General features: G+C 60.0%; 15 protein-coding genes. 13 read left to right on the top strand and 2 right to left on the bottom strand.

All coding sequences use genetic code 11. From position 1 onward, the window contains the following. Nucleotides 1-32: 32 nt before the first annotated feature. Nucleotides 33-1,343, bottom strand: a complete 1,311-nt coding sequence (gene ugpB, locus ACQZ40_RS20505; RefSeq protein WP_003523344.1) for a sn-glycerol-3-phosphate ABC transporter substrate-binding protein UgpB — start codon at nt 1,341-1,343, stop codon at nt 33-35. Between the two features lie 338 nt (nt 1,344-1,681). Here ugpB and ACQZ40_RS20510 point away from each other — a divergent pair, with 338 nt between their 5' ends. From ACQZ40_RS20510 to ACQZ40_RS20520, 3 genes are all read left to right on the top strand, one after another. After that, nucleotides 1,682-2,788: a CobW family GTP-binding protein gene (locus ACQZ40_RS20510; RefSeq protein ID WP_223215671.1), complete on the top strand. Its 1,107-nt coding sequence runs from the start codon at nt 1,682-1,684 to the stop codon at nt 2,786-2,788. Next, a complete protein-coding gene (locus ACQZ40_RS20515; RefSeq protein WP_065655473.1) occupies nt 2,785-3,054 on the top strand; it encodes a hypothetical protein in 270 nt (89 codons plus the stop codon). The genes ACQZ40_RS20510 and ACQZ40_RS20515 overlap by 4 nt, the downstream gene beginning before the upstream one ends. A gap of 97 nt (nt 3,055-3,151) precedes the next feature. Further along, nucleotides 3,152-3,589 (top strand): YqaA family protein, encoded by a 438-nt coding sequence (locus tag ACQZ40_RS20520; RefSeq protein WP_104679668.1) that lies wholly within the window; start codon nt 3,152-3,154, stop codon nt 3,587-3,589. A gap of 156 nt (nt 3,590-3,745) precedes the next feature. On the opposite strand, the gene zigA is transcribed toward ACQZ40_RS20520, so the two are convergent. Next, nucleotides 3,746-4,951, bottom strand: coding sequence for a zinc metallochaperone GTPase ZigA (gene zigA / locus ACQZ40_RS20525; RefSeq protein ID WP_448748592.1), 1,206 nt, complete (start codon nt 4,949-4,951; stop codon nt 3,746-3,748). Nucleotides 4,952-5,248: 297 nt separating this feature from the next. Here zigA and aztA point away from each other — a divergent pair, with 297 nt between their 5' ends. The 10 genes from aztA to ACQZ40_RS20575 all read left to right on the top strand — a co-directional run bounded on the left by aztA (nt 5,249) and on the right by ACQZ40_RS20575 (nt 14,984). Then, nucleotides 5,249-6,076, top strand: coding sequence for a zinc ABC transporter ATP-binding protein AztA (gene aztA, locus ACQZ40_RS20530; RefSeq protein ID WP_448748593.1), 828 nt, complete (start codon nt 5,249-5,251; stop codon nt 6,074-6,076). Next, nucleotides 6,069-6,935: a zinc ABC transporter permease AztB gene (gene aztB / locus ACQZ40_RS20535; protein ID WP_003525097.1), complete on the top strand. Its 867-nt coding sequence runs from the start codon at nt 6,069-6,071 to the stop codon at nt 6,933-6,935. Before aztA ends, aztB begins: the two co-directional genes overlap by 8 nt. A gap of 28 nt (nt 6,936-6,963) precedes the next feature. Then, nucleotides 6,964-7,989 carry a zinc ABC transporter substrate-binding protein AztC gene (gene aztC / locus ACQZ40_RS20540; RefSeq protein WP_448748594.1) on the top strand — a complete coding sequence of 342 codons (1,026 nt, stop codon included), beginning with the start codon at nt 6,964-6,966 and terminating at the stop codon, nt 7,987-7,989. A 125-nt stretch (nt 7,990-8,114) separates the two neighbouring features. Continuing rightward, nucleotides 8,115-8,588 (top strand): ribonuclease H family protein, encoded by a 474-nt coding sequence (locus tag ACQZ40_RS20545; protein WP_448748595.1) that lies wholly within the window; start codon nt 8,115-8,117, stop codon nt 8,586-8,588. A 225-nt stretch (nt 8,589-8,813) separates the two neighbouring features. Continuing rightward, on the top strand, nt 8,814-9,506 hold the full coding sequence (locus ACQZ40_RS20550; RefSeq protein ID WP_220318886.1) for a FadR/GntR family transcriptional regulator: 693 nt from the start codon (nt 8,814-8,816) through the stop codon (nt 9,504-9,506). Beyond that, complete coding sequence (locus tag ACQZ40_RS20555; protein ID WP_448748596.1) at nt 9,503-10,675, top strand: PLP-dependent transferase; 1,173 nt, start codon at nt 9,503-9,505, stop codon at nt 10,673-10,675. The genes ACQZ40_RS20550 and ACQZ40_RS20555 overlap by 4 nt, the downstream gene beginning before the upstream one ends. Nucleotides 10,676-10,713: 38 nt before the next feature. Continuing rightward, nucleotides 10,714-11,973: an ABC transporter substrate-binding protein gene (locus ACQZ40_RS20560; RefSeq protein ID WP_174039840.1), complete on the top strand. Its 1,260-nt coding sequence runs from the start codon at nt 10,714-10,716 to the stop codon at nt 11,971-11,973. A gap of 151 nt (nt 11,974-12,124) precedes the next feature. Beyond that, nucleotides 12,125-13,069 (top strand): carbohydrate ABC transporter permease, encoded by a 945-nt coding sequence (locus ACQZ40_RS20565; RefSeq protein ID WP_003525091.1) that lies wholly within the window; start codon nt 12,125-12,127, stop codon nt 13,067-13,069. Between the two features lie 3 nt (nt 13,070-13,072). Beyond that, the gene (locus ACQZ40_RS20570; RefSeq protein ID WP_035228147.1) at nt 13,073-13,903 is read left to right on the top strand and encodes a carbohydrate ABC transporter permease; all 831 of its coding nucleotides are present in this window, start codon (nt 13,073-13,075) and stop codon (nt 13,901-13,903) included. A 4-nt stretch (nt 13,904-13,907) separates the two neighbouring features. Then, complete coding sequence (locus tag ACQZ40_RS20575; RefSeq protein WP_448748597.1) at nt 13,908-14,984, top strand: ABC transporter ATP-binding protein; 1,077 nt, start codon at nt 13,908-13,910, stop codon at nt 14,982-14,984. Nucleotides 14,985-15,094 lie beyond the last annotated feature (110 nt).

Genomic DNA, 15,094 nt, shown 5'->3' on the forward strand with positions numbered 1-15,094 from the left:
CTGTTGAGGATGCGGGCGGGGCAGGGGATCGTTTAGTTGCCGGCAGCCTGTTTGATGGCCGCATCGCCGCGCTCGACGATCTTGTCGAGTGCCGCTTTCGCGTCCTGCTTGCCGGCCAGCATCGCCTCGAATTCCTCATTCATGATGTCGCGCACCTGCGGCAGGTTCACGAGACGCACGCCCTTGGAGTTTTCTGTCGGCGGCTTGCCCATCATCTGCAGCAGCGGCGTTTCGCGGGCAGGGTTCTTGTCATAGAAGCCGGATTTCTTGGTTTCCTCATAGGCCGCGATGGTCACGGGCATGTAGCCGGAGACCTGATGCAGGCGCGCCTGAATCTTGGTCTGGGAGAGGAAGTGGAAGAACTCGGCCACACCCTTATATTCGGCATCGCTCTTGCCGCCGAAGACCCAGAGGCTGGCGCCGCCGGGAATGGTGTTCTGCGGGCCATGGCCCTCATAATAGGGAAGCTGACCGATGCCGTAATTCATGCCGGTCTTGACGATATCGCCAAGGCCGCCGGAGGATTCGGTCAGGATGCCGCATTCACCGGACATGAACAGCTGCTTGGCTTCCGAGGTGCGGCCGCCATAACGGAAGGTGCCATCCTTGGCGAGATCGGCAATCGCCTGGAAATGCTCGACGAAGAGCGGCGCATTGACCGCAAGTTTCACATCCGTGCCGCCAAGGCCGTTTTCATTGCTGCCATAGGAGACGTTGTTCCAGGCGGCGAAGTTTTCGGTCTGAATCCAGGTGAGCCATGTGGAGGTGAAACCGCACTGTGCCGCACCGCTGGTCTTGATCTTCTTGGCAGCTTCGAAAACTTCCGGCCAGGTCTTCGGCGGATTGGCGGCGTCGAGGCCGGCCTTCTGGAAGACATCCTTGTTATAATAGAGGATCGGCGAGGATGAATTGTAAGGAAAGGACAGCATGGTGCCGTCAGGCTTGGAATAATAGGCCACGATGCCGGCCAGATAATCGGCCTTGTTGAAGGTGTAGCCGCCTTCCTTCAACACGTCCGCCACCGGCTTGATGGCGCCGGCAGCACCCATCATCACGCCCGAACCGGCGTCGAAGACCTGAATGATCGCTGGCGGCTGCTTGGCGCGGAACGCCGCGATACCGGCATTCAGCGTTTCCGGATAGGTGCCCTTGAAGACGGGCGTGATCTTGTATTCTTTCTGGCTATCGTTGAATTCTTTGGCAAGCGTATCCACGACCTCGTTATTGGCGCCGGTCATGGCGTGCCACCATTGAATGTCCGTTACTGCATATGCATTCGATGTGACAAAAAACGAAAGCGCGGATGCCGCGGCGAGGCGGTAGCTGAGTTTTTTCAAGGTCATTCCTCCCATTATGAAAACAGTAAAAGATACAGCCCCTTATTGCAGTGGTTCCTCCTCGATCCGGCTGCGGGCAATCTTCTCTGTATTAGCATTCCTGATTAAAAGCGAACTCTAACGAAAATGCAAGAGAACGTGGAACGATTAAAACGAAAGTGAAGGAAACGGATTTATTATTCCATTTCCTTCGTTCCATGGTTTTTTCATGCGCCCGACCCCAGGGGCATGCAGGCGCAGGATCAGCTCCCGCCGGAAATCCAATAATCGCCATTGATATGTTATTACATTACGTATTATGGTGCGGTGAATTTATGAATGTCGAAGGTGCGGATGTGTTCGGAATGAAGCGGAAGAAAGCGGTCGATTCCAGGGACGATTCGGCCGTCGCGCCACCTGTCCGCACGGTGCCGGTTACCCTGCTGACCGGTTTTCTGGGCGCGGGCAAGACGACGTTGCTGAACGCGCTTCTGACTGAGCCGGCCATGCACGATGCCGCGGTCATTGTCAATGAATTCGGCTCGGTGCCCATCGATCACGGTCTGGTGCGAACGGGTTCTGAACGATATTTCAGAACGACGACGGGCTGCATCTGCTGTACGGCCACCAGCGATATCCGCACCTCGCTTTACGAGCTGCATCAAGCCTTTCTGGAGGGGATGATGCCGGAAGTATCGCGGGTCGTCATCGAAACCACCGGCCTTGCCGATCCCGCGCCGATCATCAACAGCCTGATCGCCGGCGGCACGCCGGCGCTTGGCCTGCGCGATCACATCGTGGCCCGGCATTTCCACCTTTCAGGCGTGGTCACGGCTTTCGACGTTGTCGCCGGCCCGGCGATGCTCGACAGCTTTATCGAAGGCTGGAAACAGCTTGCCTTTGCCGACCATATCGTTCTGACGAAAACCGATCTTGCCGATGCTGCGGCCGTGGACCGGGAGAGCCTCGCCGATCTCAATCCTGCGGCCTCGTTTCATGACCGTAATGCCGTCGATTTCGATCTGATGTCATTGTTTGCAGCGTCGGATTATTCGCTGCGCGGCAAGTCGGAGGATGCGCCGGGGTGGCTTGCGGCCGACAGGCTGAGCCTTCATGCCGCCCATCAGCACGATATCAACCGCCATGGCGTCGGGGTAGAGGCTTTCGATCTCACCTTTGACGGCGCTTTCGATCCGCAGGCGATCGTCACCTTTCTGGAGCTCGTCACCAGCAATGTGCATTCCGGCCTGCTGCGGCTCAAGGGAATTTTCGGCGCGACGGATGATCCGGAGCGGCCGGTTGTCGCCCATGCGGTGCAGCACCGGCTTTATCCATTGACCCGCCTGGAGCGCTGGCCGGATGGCAATCGTTCCACGCGCATCGTGCTGATCGGCATGGACATGCCGCAGCAGCCGATCCGCGCTCTCTTCGAGACATTGGCCTCGCAGGCGGGGCGAAAGGGCAGGGCATGAACAATCCGCTTGCGCGCAGCGGCTCGGCAATCGTCTCGCAGGCCCGTCTTCTGAAGCAATGGTCCCGCGATCTGCTGCATCTCCACCCCGAAGACATTATCACCGTCAGCGAGCTTTCCTGCGCCCTGCCGGATTGCCCGCCACGGGAAACGGTGATCGTTGTCCTGTCTGCCTCCGGTGATATCAGGCAAATATCCATCCACAAGGCACTGCTGGAGGTGGATCATGACGATATCGTGTGCGCCATTGCCGCGAATTTCGCTTGAGAACCCGCCCCCAGGTGGCAGGCCCGCTTGACCGCTGCGGCCTTCATCCGCCACTTCAGGGACAGCGATGGGATTCGCTGATGATGAAGGGCGGGCGATGGCCGATCTAGCGGTATATACGGGTTTGTTCCTGACGGCGTTTATCGCGGCGACCATTCTGCCCATGCAGTCGGAGGCCGCACTAGCCGGCCTCATTGTTCTGAAATCACAGCCCGTCTGGCTGCTGGTCGCCGTGGCCAGCGCCGGCAATGTCGCCGGTTCCTTTGCGAACTGGCTGCTTGGCCGCGGTATCGAGCGTTTTCGGCATGAACGCTGGTTTCCGGTCGGGGAGGCGGCGCTGGAGCGCGCCCAGAACTGGTATCGTCGTTACGGCAAATGGTCCCTGCTCATCAGCTGGGCGCCGCTGATTGGCGATCCGCTGACTGTCGCCGCCGGCATCATGAAGGAACCGCTGCCGGTCTTCCTGCTGCTGGTCACCATCGCCAAGGTCGGGCGTTATCTCGTTCTGGCGCTGGTGACGCTGAATTTTCTATGAAGCCTCTCCTCCGTCATGCCGGACTAGATCCGGCATCCAGCCACGGCGCGTCTGCGCCGTGAAAAGAGTCTCTCGCGATCAGGTACTTGATCGCGCTGGACCCCGGACCTAGCCCGGGGTGACGGTTTACGGATGCTCCGCATCGGTAGCAATCGATCAAGCCGCCTGCCTGTCCCAGCTTGCGAAAGGATCGGGCAGGTGCCGCCATGCATCCGGTGTGAATGCCTCGGTATCGATCAGGCAGGCGTCGAGCTGCGCGCGGATGCGCGCCTCGTTCATCGGGTCGGAGCCGATGAAGACGATTTCCTGTCGCCGGTCGCCGAAGACCGGATCGAGATAGGGCTTCATCATATCGAGGAACTGCTTTTCGCGCGGCCATTGCTCCTTCGGCACGGCGGACCACCATAGGCCCATCTTGCCGGTACGCACCAATGCGCCGGCCTGGCTGATCTCGCCGACATAACGCGGACGTGTCGCCAGCCAGAAAAAGCCCTTGGCGCGCACCACGCCTGGCCAGGCGCGGTCGATGAAGCGCTGGAACAGCACGGGGTCGAAGGGTTTCTGGGCGCGGTAAACGAAGGAGCGGATGCCATATTCTTCGGTTTCGGGAATGTGGTCCTTGAAGCCGTGCAATTCCTTGAACCACAGGGGGTGTTCTTCGGCCTTGGCGAAATCGAAACGGCCGGTGCCGAGAACCTCCTTCAGCGCCACCTTGCCGAAGTCGGCCTCAATGAGTTTCGCATCCGGGTTCAGCCCGACAATGATCTTGCGGGCGGCGTCCCGCTGTTCCGGTGTGGCAGTCCCGATCTTGTTGAGGACGACGACATCGGCAAATTCGATCTGCTCCACCAGAAGGTCGACGATTGTGCGGTTGTCGCCATCGCCCGCCGTTTCGCCCCGGTCGGCCAGAAAATCGGACGAACCGTAATCGTTGAGAAGATTGGCGGCATCCACCACCGTCACCATGGTGTCGAGACGCGCGATATCGGAAAGGCTGCGGCCGTTTTCATCGCGAAAATCGAAGGTCGCGGCGACCGGAAGCGGCTCGGCGATGCCGGTGGATTCGATCAGCAGGTAATCGAAACGGCCCTGTTCGGCCAGCGCCCGCACCTCCGTCAGGAGGTCGTCGCGTAGCGTGCAACAGATGCAGCCATTGGTCATTTCCACCAATTGCTCTTCCGTACGGGAGAGATTGGCGCCGCCATCGCGCACCAGTGCGGCGTCGATATTGATCTCGCTCATGTCATTGACGATCAACGCCACGCGCAGACCATCGCGATTGGCGAGAATATGGTTGAGAAGCGTCGTCTTGCCGGCGCCGAGAAAGCCGGAAAGCACGGTGACGGGAAGTTTTTGTGACATATGGACCTCGTTCTTTGGCAACGCTCGCGCGGACCTCATGGCGGCCACGCGCACGATCTGGAAACGACGGGTTCGGTGCTGCCCCCGTCTTAGTGTTGTAACGTAATAACATTACATATTGGCCGCCTGTCAACGGGCGACAGAAAAAAAGCGTCCCGCAACGCGAGGGCTGCGGCTAAGCGAAGCACAACGTATCTTTCCGATAGTTAATGTTATTTCATTACATATTCGTTTGACGAATGTAATAACATTACATATCAAGGGCCATCGAATGACATCCTGCCCCCGGAGGGATCGATGAGCGATCCGTGCCTCGCCTTCAAAAACCTGACGCTTGGATATGCCGGCCGCGCGGCCGTGCATCATCTGAATGGCGATATCGCCAAAGGCTCGCTCACTGCGGTGGTCGGCGCCAATGGCTCGGGAAAATCGACGCTGATGAAAGGCATTGCCGGCATTTTGAAGCCGCTCGGCGGCGAATGCCGGGTAAGCCCAAATACGTCCGTCGCTTATCTGCCGCAGCAATCGGAACTCGACCGCTCTTTCCCGGCGCAGGTACGGGATCTGGTGGCGCTTGGTCTCTGGCCGAAACGCGGCCTGCTTGGCCGCCACCGTCCCGAAGACCGGGCGGCGATGGGCCGCGTGATGGAGGCGGTCGGGCTTTCCGGTTTTGAAAAGCGCAATATCGACTCGTTTTCTGGCGGGCAGATGCAGCGCGCCCTGTTTGCCCGCGCCATGTTGCAGGATGCACAGCTGATCCTGCTTGACGAGCCCTTCAATGCCGTCGACGAGCGCACCGTTTCCGACCTTATGGTCCTCATCAAATCATGGGTGGCGGAGGGGCGCACGGTTCTGGCCGTCCTTCATGATTTCCAGCTCGTGCGGCAGCATTTTCCGGAGACCCTGTTCCTTGCCCGAAAGCTTGTCGGGCTGGGTCCGACGGCCGAGGTCCTGCAGGCGGAAAACATCCGGCAGGCGCGACATTTCCACGAGGCGTGGGAGGAAAATGCGCCCTGGTGCGAGCCGGCCGAGGCGCCCTCGCTGCAGATCGTCGGGGCAAGCCCGCAGACGGCATCCGCCCATTCCCATGCCCACTCCCACGCGAATTCGAATGTCCATGGCTGATATCTTCATCCAACCCTTCGTCCAATATGTCTTCATGCAGCGTGCGCTTGCCGGTGCGCTGATCCTTGCCGTCAGCTGCGGCCCGGTCGGTGTGTTTCTGATGCTGCGACGCATGAGCCTGACGGGCGACGCCATGTCCCACGCCATCCTGCCGGGAGCGGCGGTCGGGTTTCTGTTCTACGGGCTGGAAATCCTGCCCATGACCATCGGCGGGCTGGCCGTCGGCCTTCTGGTCGCGCTGGGTGCCGGTGCTGTGTCACGCTTCACGATCCAGAAGGAAGATGCGTCGCTTGCGGCCTTTTATCTCATCTCGCTGGCGCTTGGCGTGCTGCTCGTCTCATGGCGCGGTTCCAGCGTCGATCTCATGCATGTGCTGTTCGGCACGGTGCTGGCGCTGAACAATGAGGCGCTCGGCCTGATCGGCGGCATCTGCATCGTGACGTTGGTGGTGATGATCACTTTCTGGCGGGCGCTGCTGGCGGAATGCCTCGATCCCCTGTTCCTGCGTTCGGTCAGCAACTGGGGCAGCCCGGTGCATTTCCTCTTCCTTGCCATCGTCGTGCTCAATCTGGTCGGCGGCTTTCAGGCGCTGGGAACGCTGCTTTCCGTCGGGCTGATGATGCTGCCCGCAGCCGCCAGCCGTTTCTGGTCCAACCGTGTCGCACCCATGTGCTTCATTTCCATCGGCATCGGCATGGTGTCCTGCTTTGCCGGTCTGCTTTTGTCCTATCACGCGTCGCTGCCATCCGGCCCGGCGATCATCCTTTCCGCGGGCGTCATCTATGCGCTCTCCATCCTCATCGGCACGCGCGGCGTGCTCAGCGATCTTCTCGGTTCCGGTCGTCACAGGACGGCCTGAAAACAGCGTTCGAAAAAGGAGAACCTTCATGTTCAAAAGCCTCCGTCTGGCCACCTGCGCCAGCCTTCTTTCCCTCTCCCCGGTTCTGATGGCGCAGGCCTCCGCCGCCGAACTCAAGGTCGTTGCCAGTTTCTCGATCATCGCCGATTTTGCGAAGAACGTCGGCGGCGACCGCGCCGAAATCACCACGCTCGTCGGGCCGGATGGCGACGCCCATGTCTATGAACCCCGCCCGGCCGATGCCGTCGCCGTCAGCAAGGCGGATGTGGTGCTGGTTAACGGTCTGGAATTCGAAGGCTTCCTGAAACGGCTGATCGACACCAGCGGCACCAAGGCGCCGGTGATGGAGCTGACCAAGGGCGTGGAGCCGCTCAAGCTTTCCGAAGAGCCGGCCGGTCACGCCCATCCGGAAGCCGAGGAAGAGGAAGGTCACGACCACAAGGCAGAGGAAGCTGGCCACAGCCATCAGACCGCCGAGGCCCATGATCACGACCACGGCCATGAGGGACATCACCATCACGGCGAGTTCGACCCGCATGCCTGGCAGTCGATCAAGAACGCCGAAATCTACGTGAAGAACATTGCCGGCGCCTTTTGCGAGGTCGACAAGGCCGGTTGCGCGACCTACACCGCCAATTCGGATGCCTATATCGCCAAGCTTGCTGCTCTGAACGAGAAGGTGAAGACCGAGATCGCCGCCATCCCGCCGGAAAAGCGCGTCATCATCACCTCGCATGACGCCTTCGGTTATTTCGAGCATGCCTATGGCCTGAATTTCCTTGCACCTGAAGGCGTATCGACGGAATCCGAAGCCTCGGCCGCCGATGTCGCCAAGCTGGTGGATCAGGTAAAGCACGACAAGGCCTCGGCGATCTTCGTTGAAAACATCACCGACAAGCGGCTGATTGACCAGATCGCCAGCGAAACCGGCCTGAAGGTTGGCGGCACGCTCTATTCCGACGCGCTTTCGACTGCCGAGGGCCCGGCTGCAACCTATATCGACATGATCAACCACAATATCGAGACGATCACGGCGGCTGTGCTCGGCCAGTAAGTTCGACCATATCGCTGTGAGTTCGGGGAGGGTGGCTTGTGCCGCCCTCTCTGCTTTTGTGTTTATGCAATGGCCCTGGAACTCTTCCTTTAGCGATTTCCATATCGGTGCTAAAAAGCCTCCTCATGTCCGATGCGCTTCACATCTTCACCGACGGTTCCTTCGACGATGCTTCCAGCTCCGGAGGATGGGCGTTCGTGGTTCATGAAGCGGGCCGCCAAGTTCATTCCGCTTCAGGCAGGACTGTCGGCACATCGAACAATACGTTCGAGGTCCTCGCCGTTCTCAACGCACTATCCTGGATTGCCGCCGAGGCGCCAACACGGGCTGTCACGCTCTGGACGGATGCCGTTCATGTCATCGAAGGCTGCCACCGATATAGGGCGATCTGGCGCAACAATGGCTGGAAGCGGATTACGCCCAATCAGCGTACCCGCCGAAGACCGATCCCCGACAGGGACATCTGGCAGCAGCTCGACAGCCTGCTGGAGCGGCATCCCCACGTGGTTGTAGAATGGTGCAAAGGGCATTCCGGCACCGTCGGCAACGAGTATGCCGATGCTTTGGCGCGTGGCGTTTCCCATGCGACGGTGATTTAGCCGGCAGCCATCAGTCGTCGTGATTCGGCGCTTTAACCTCTTCACTTCAGCCATCCCGTCTTGACCTTTTCCTGTATCTAGCTTGCGACGGTACTCTTTCGCCACTCCAACCGAATGGTGTGCACGCACGGCCGCCTGCCGGTTGACAATCGACATCCCGTTTGAAATGGTAAGATGTCAGACCAATTTAGAGGGTGCGTCTTGGACAGGTCCAGCCGGGAACTCATGCAGCCGATTCCGCCGAGCGACCGCGTGCGCCAGGTCGAGGCCGCGCTTTCCGACTATGTGGAGCGGGCAGGGCTGAAGGCTGGAGACCGGCTGCCGGCGGAGCGGGAGCTGATGGCGGCGCTGGGCGTCGGCCGGTCCACCATCCGTGAAGTCATTCGCAAGTTTCAGGCGCTTGGCGTTATCGACAGCCGCAAGGGTAGCGGCAATTATCTGCTGAAGCCGATTTCCGCCGCCACCGTGCATATGCCGATTTCCATCGATGCCGAAAGCCTGCGCGATGCGCTGCTGATGACGCTGGAAGTACGGCGCGGCATCGAGGTGGAAGCCTCCATGGCCGCCGCGCGCCGTCGCACGCCCGAGGATATCGCCACCATGGAAGCGCGGCTCGATGAGATGGAGCGGGTGCATCTGGCGGAGGGAACCTCTGGCAAGGCGGACCTCGCCTTTCACCTCTCCATCTATGACGCCACGCATAATTCGCTGTTCAAGCAGCTATTGGAGCAGATGCGCGGGGGTTTCGAACGCTTCTGGTCGAAACCCTTTGACCGGCCGGATTTCGCCAGCCGCTCCTTTCCCTTTCACCGCACCCTGTTCAACGCGATCGCCGCCGGTGACGCGGAAACGGCGCGGGAAGAAACACTGAAAATCCTCGCTGTCGTCGAGGAAGATATAAAGGACATGTCGAAATGAACCATGGCAACGATCTCTTCGATCCCGCCTCATTTATCGTTGCGCATGACGAGGCCCACGCCTTTGAGGCCGTGGTGCCGCCCATCGTGCAGACCTCGCTTTTCACCTTTTCCAGCTATGACGAAATGGTCTCCACCTATCGCGGCGAAAAGGTGCGGCCGGTCTATACGCGCGGGCTGAACCCCACGGTGCGGCTGTTCGAAGAGATGCTGGCGAAGCTGGAAGGGGCGGAAGATGCGCTCGGTTTTGCAAGCGGCATGTCGGCCATTTCCTCCACCGTGCTCTCCTTCGTTTCGCCGGGCGACCGGATCGTCGCCGTGCGCCATGTCTATCCCGATGCGTTCCGCCTGTTCGGCACCTTCATGCAGCGCATGAATATCGAGGTGACCTATGTTGACGGCCGCGATGAGGCGGCGGTTGAAAAGGCGATGCCGGGCGCAAAGCTGTTCTACATGGAAAGCCCGACGAGCTGGGTGATGGAGGCGCATGATGTCGGCGCGCTCGCCGCCATTGGCAAGCGGCATGGCGCCGTCACCGTCATCGACAATTCCTGGGCAAGCCCGGTCTTCCAGCAGCCGATTTCGCTGGGTGTCGATCTCGTCGTGCATTCGGCATCAAAATATCTTGGCGGCCATAGCGATGTGGTCTCCGGCGTGGTGGCCGGTTCGAAGGCGATGATTGATCGCATCCGGGCGGAAACCTATCCCTATCTCGGCGGCAAGATGTCGCCTTTTGATGCCTGGCTGCTCATTCGCGGGCTTCGCACCCTGCCACTGCGCATGAAGGCGCATCAGGCCTCGGCTTTGGATATCGCAACGCGTCTTCACGCGCTCGACGTCGTGGAAACCGTCTGCCATCCCGGGCTGGCGAACCGCCTGCCGCGGGGTCTCAACGGCACGTCGGGCCTGTTTTCCTTCATTTTCAAGGAAGGCGTGGATGTGCGCGCTTTTGCCGACCGGCTGAAGCTTTTCAAACTGGGTGTTTCCTGGGGCGGGCATGAAAGCCTGATCGTCCCCGGCGAAGTGGTGCTTGAACAGAAGGCGCAGCCAAACTCCGCCCACACCTTCGGCATCAGCGCGCGTTCGGTGCGCCTGCATGTCGGGCTGGAGGGCACGGAAGCCCTCTGGAACGATCTCGAACCCGCGATCAAGGCGGCTACCGCCGCCTGACGCATTTTTAAACTGACGACAAAAAAGGGGAGAACGACATGAAAAAACTGGTAACAGCAGCAATCTTCACCGCCCTGATGACCGGAACGGCGCTGGCGGACACGACCTTGAAGCTGGTGGAAGTTATCACCAGCCCGGAACGCACCGAAACGCTGAAAGGCATCGTTTCGAAATTCGAAGCGGCCAATCCCGGCACCAAGGTTGAAATCATCTCGCTTCCATGGAGCGAGGCTTTCCAGAAATTCGCCACCATGGTCTCTGCGGGCGATATTCCCGATGTGATGGAAATGCCTGATACCTGGCTGTCGCTCTACGCCAATAACGGCATGCTCGAAAGCCTTGAGCCCTACCTCGCCAAATGGGAACACACGGCAGGGCTCAGCGAGCGCACGCTCGAACTCGGTCGCGACGTAAAGAACACGGCCTATATGCTGCCCTACGGCTTCTATCTCCGCGCCATGTTCTACAATAAGAAACTGCTGGAACAGGCTGGCGTGAAGGAGCCGCCGAAGACGCTTGATGAATTCGCCGACGCCTCGAAGAAGGTCGCGGCCCTTCCCGGCAAATATGGCTATTGCCTTCGCGGCGGCCCGGGCGGCCTCAATGGTTGGGTCATGTTCGGAGCATCCATGGCCGGTTCGAACGAGTTCTTCACCAAGGACGGCACCTCCACCTTCGACAGCCCCGGCTGGGTGAAGGGCCTGACCTATGTGATCGATCTCTACAAGAACGGTTACGCGCCGAAGGACAGCGTCAACTGGGGCTTCAACGAGATCGTTGCCGGCTTTTATTCCGGCACCTGCGCCTTCCTCGATCAGGACCCGGATGCGCTGATTGCCATTGCCCAGCGCATGAAGCCGGAAGATTTCGGCGTCATGACCATGCCCAAGGGCCCCGACGGCAAGACCTTCCCGACGATCGGTTTCGCCGGCTGGTCGATGATGTCGAAATCCGAAAACAAGGACCTTTCCTGGAAGCTGATCGAGACGCTTGAAGGGCCGGAAGGTAATATCGAGTGGAACAAGAAGACCGGTGCGCTGCCGGTGCACAAGTCGGCGGAGAAGGACCCCTTCTATGCCAGCGAGCAGTTCAAGGGCTGGTTCGACGAGCTGGCCGACAAGAACGCCGTGCCGACGACGATGCCGACCTATCTCGAGGAATTCGCCTTCTTCAAGGATTCGCTTGTGATCAAGACGTCGCAGGAAGCGCTGCTCGGCGATATCACGCCGGAAGACCTTGCCAAGCAATGGGCTGATTACATGACCAAGGCGCAGCAGAAGTTCCTGGCCTCGAAGTAACGACATTGACCGGCTGCGCGGGCGCAAATGCCCGTGCGGCGGGTCTTGCCGGCCTTCGCTGCGACAGGCCTTTTCCTCGCAATTTTTCGGACCGGTAAGCCGAGAGGCTGGAAAACCCGTCCGTTCCGTCGTCCGATCAGGGAGCGATACAATGTCCTATGCCCATGGCGCCGGGCCGGTGGCTGCGCGCAAACCGGCTGGCAAGCCCGCGATGCGGCGGTTTGCCGATTGGGCCGAACCGTGGCTTTACAGCGCGCCCGTGCTGGTGCTCATCGTCGCCGTTATGCTGGTGCCGCTGGTGCTTGGCCTCTCCTATGCCTTTCGCGATGTGCAGCTGCTCAATCCATTTTCCGGGGGTTTCGTTGGCCTCAAACATCTGGAGGCGCTGTCGCAGGATGCGGCCTTTTACCGGGCGCTGAAAAACACGCTGTGGTGGACAGGCGCTTCGGTTTTCCTGCAATTCTTCTTCGGCCTCATTCTGGCGCTGCTGCTCGATAAACCCTTTGCGGGCAGGGGGCTGGCGCAGGCGCTGGTATTCCTGCCATGGGCCGTGCCCACCTTCCTTGCCGGTCTCAACTGGGCGTGGCTGTTCAATCCGGTCATCGGGCCGCTACCGCACTGGATGGTCTCGCTCGGGCTGTTATCCGCGCCTAACAATATCCTCGCCGATCCGCAGCTTGCCATGTGGGGGCCGATCATCGCCAATGTCTGGTGGGGCATTCCCTTCTTCGCCATCACTTTGCTTGCGGCACTTCAGGCCATCCCGCGCGATCTTTATGAGGCGGCGGAAATTGACGGGGCAAACCCGCTGCAGCGCTTCACCTCCATCACCCTGCCGTTTCTGGCGCCCACCATCGCCATCACCATCCTGTTGCGCACCGTCTGGATCGCCAATTTCGCCGATCTCATCATCGTCATGACCAATGGCGGACCGGCCGACCGCACGCAGATTGTCGCCAGCTACATCTTCACCCAGGCCTTCCGGCGTCTGGATTTCGGTTATGCCTCGGCCATTGCGCTGGTGCTGCTGGTGCTGCTGCTTGCCTATTCCATGCTGATCGTGCTGCTGCGCCAGCGCCTGATCGAGAAGGACTGACCGATGACATCAAGGATATTTCTCACCCTTGCCCATCGTCTGGCGATCCTTGCCTATATCGCCTTTGCGCTGTTCCCACTGTTCTGGCTGCTGAAGGTGTCCGTCACGCCGAACGATCTGCTCTATAGCGAAGGTGTCAGGATGTGGCCATCGCGGGCGACATGGGATCATTATCGTTTCGTCATAGAAAACAGTGCCTTCCCGACGTTTTTTAAGAACAGCGTCATCGTCGCGGGCTCCACGGCAATTGCCGTAACGATACTCTCCTCGCTGTCGGGTTACGCGCTGTCGCGCTTCCGTTTCAAGGGCAAATACTGGATCGTGGCGCTCATGCTGATCACCCAGATGTTTCCGCTGGTCATGCTGGTCGCGCCGATCTTCAAGATGCTGTCGCCGCTGGGACTCACCAACAGCCTGACGGGCCTCGTCATCGTCTACACCGCCTTCAACGTGCCTTTTGCCACCTTCCTGATGCAGTCGTTCTTCGATGGCATTCCGAAGGATCTGGAAGAGGCGGCGATGATCGATGGGGCAAGCCGGTTTACGGCCTTCCGCCAGATCATCCTGCCGCTGACGCTGCCGGGCATTGCCGCGACGCTTGGTTTCGTCTTCACCGCCGCGTGGAGCGAGCTTCTGTTTGCGCTGATGCTGATCTCCGGCAACCAGAGCGCCACTTTCCCGGTTGGCCTTCTGACCTTCGTTTCGAAATTCTCCGTCGATTTCGGGCAGATGATGGCGGCGGGCGTTCTGGCGCTCATTCCGGCCTGCCTCTTCTTCCTGCTCATTCAACGTTATCTCGTGCAGGGCCTGACAGCCGGCGCGGTGAAAGGATAATCCCATGGCTTCCATCGAGTTGAAGAATGTCGGCAAGACCTATGGCGACCTCGCCGTGCTGCATGGCGTCGATCTTGATATCAGGGATGGCGAGTTCATCGTGCTCGTCGGTCCCTCCGGCTGCGGAAAATCGACGCTGCTGCGCATGATCGCCGGCCTTGAAGAGATAACGTCCGGCGACCTGTCCATCGACGGTGAACGTGTCAATGATCGCCGGCCTAAGGATCGGGATATTGCCATGGTGTTCCAGTCCTATGCGCTCTATCCGCATATGAGCGTTGCCGACAATATGAGCTATAGCCTGCGCCTGCGCCGCAGCCCGAAGGAAAGCATCGCGGCGGCGGTCGCCGGTGCTTCGGCAAAACTCGGCCTCGATCCCTATCTCGCCCGCCGCCCGAAGGCGCTCTCCGGTGGCCAGCGCCAGCGCGTCGCCATGGGCCGCGCCATCGTGCGCCAGCCAAAGGCCTTCCTGTTCGATGAGCCGCTGTCCAACCTCGATGCGCGGTTGCGCGAGCAGATGCGTGCCGAAATCAAACGCATGCATGCCGATCTTGGTGCTACCTCGGTTTACGTCACCCACGACCAGATCGAGGCGATGACGCTTGCCTCACGTATCGTCGCCATGAATGCCGGCCATGTGCAGCAGATCGGCGCGCCACTCGATCTTTATGATCGTCCCGCCAATCTTTTCGTCGCTGGCTTCATCGGTTCGCCCGGCATGAATTTCCTCGAAGGACGGCTCGTGCAGGAGAATGGCGGCAGTTTCGTCGTGCTGGGTGACGGCACGCGTCTGGCGCTTGGCCGCGATGTGAAGCGGGCCGATGGCGAACCGGTCACGCTCGGTATCCGCCCGGAACATGTGACCGTCGCGCCGGTTGAAGGCGGTGTGGAAGCGACGGTCGATCTGGTCGAGCCGACCGGCCTCGGCGTTATCCTGCACCTCACCGTGCATGGATTGCCGTTCAAGCTGTTTTCTTCAGACCGGGAATTGTTGCAGCCGGGCAAGTCCCTGCGGGTCGATTTCCCGCAGGAAAAGCTGCATGTCTTTGATCGGAATGGCGTCAGGATCGGGGAGGCGTGAGGCTCAGGCCGATATCGCCACACCCTTTTCATCGAACCTGTGGATCTTGGTGTCATCGGGCGTGATGAAGACGGTATCGCCGTGTTTGCACTCAAACTCGCCGTCCGTGC

The sequence above is a fragment of the Agrobacterium sp. 16-172Ci genome, from assembly GCF_053522725.1.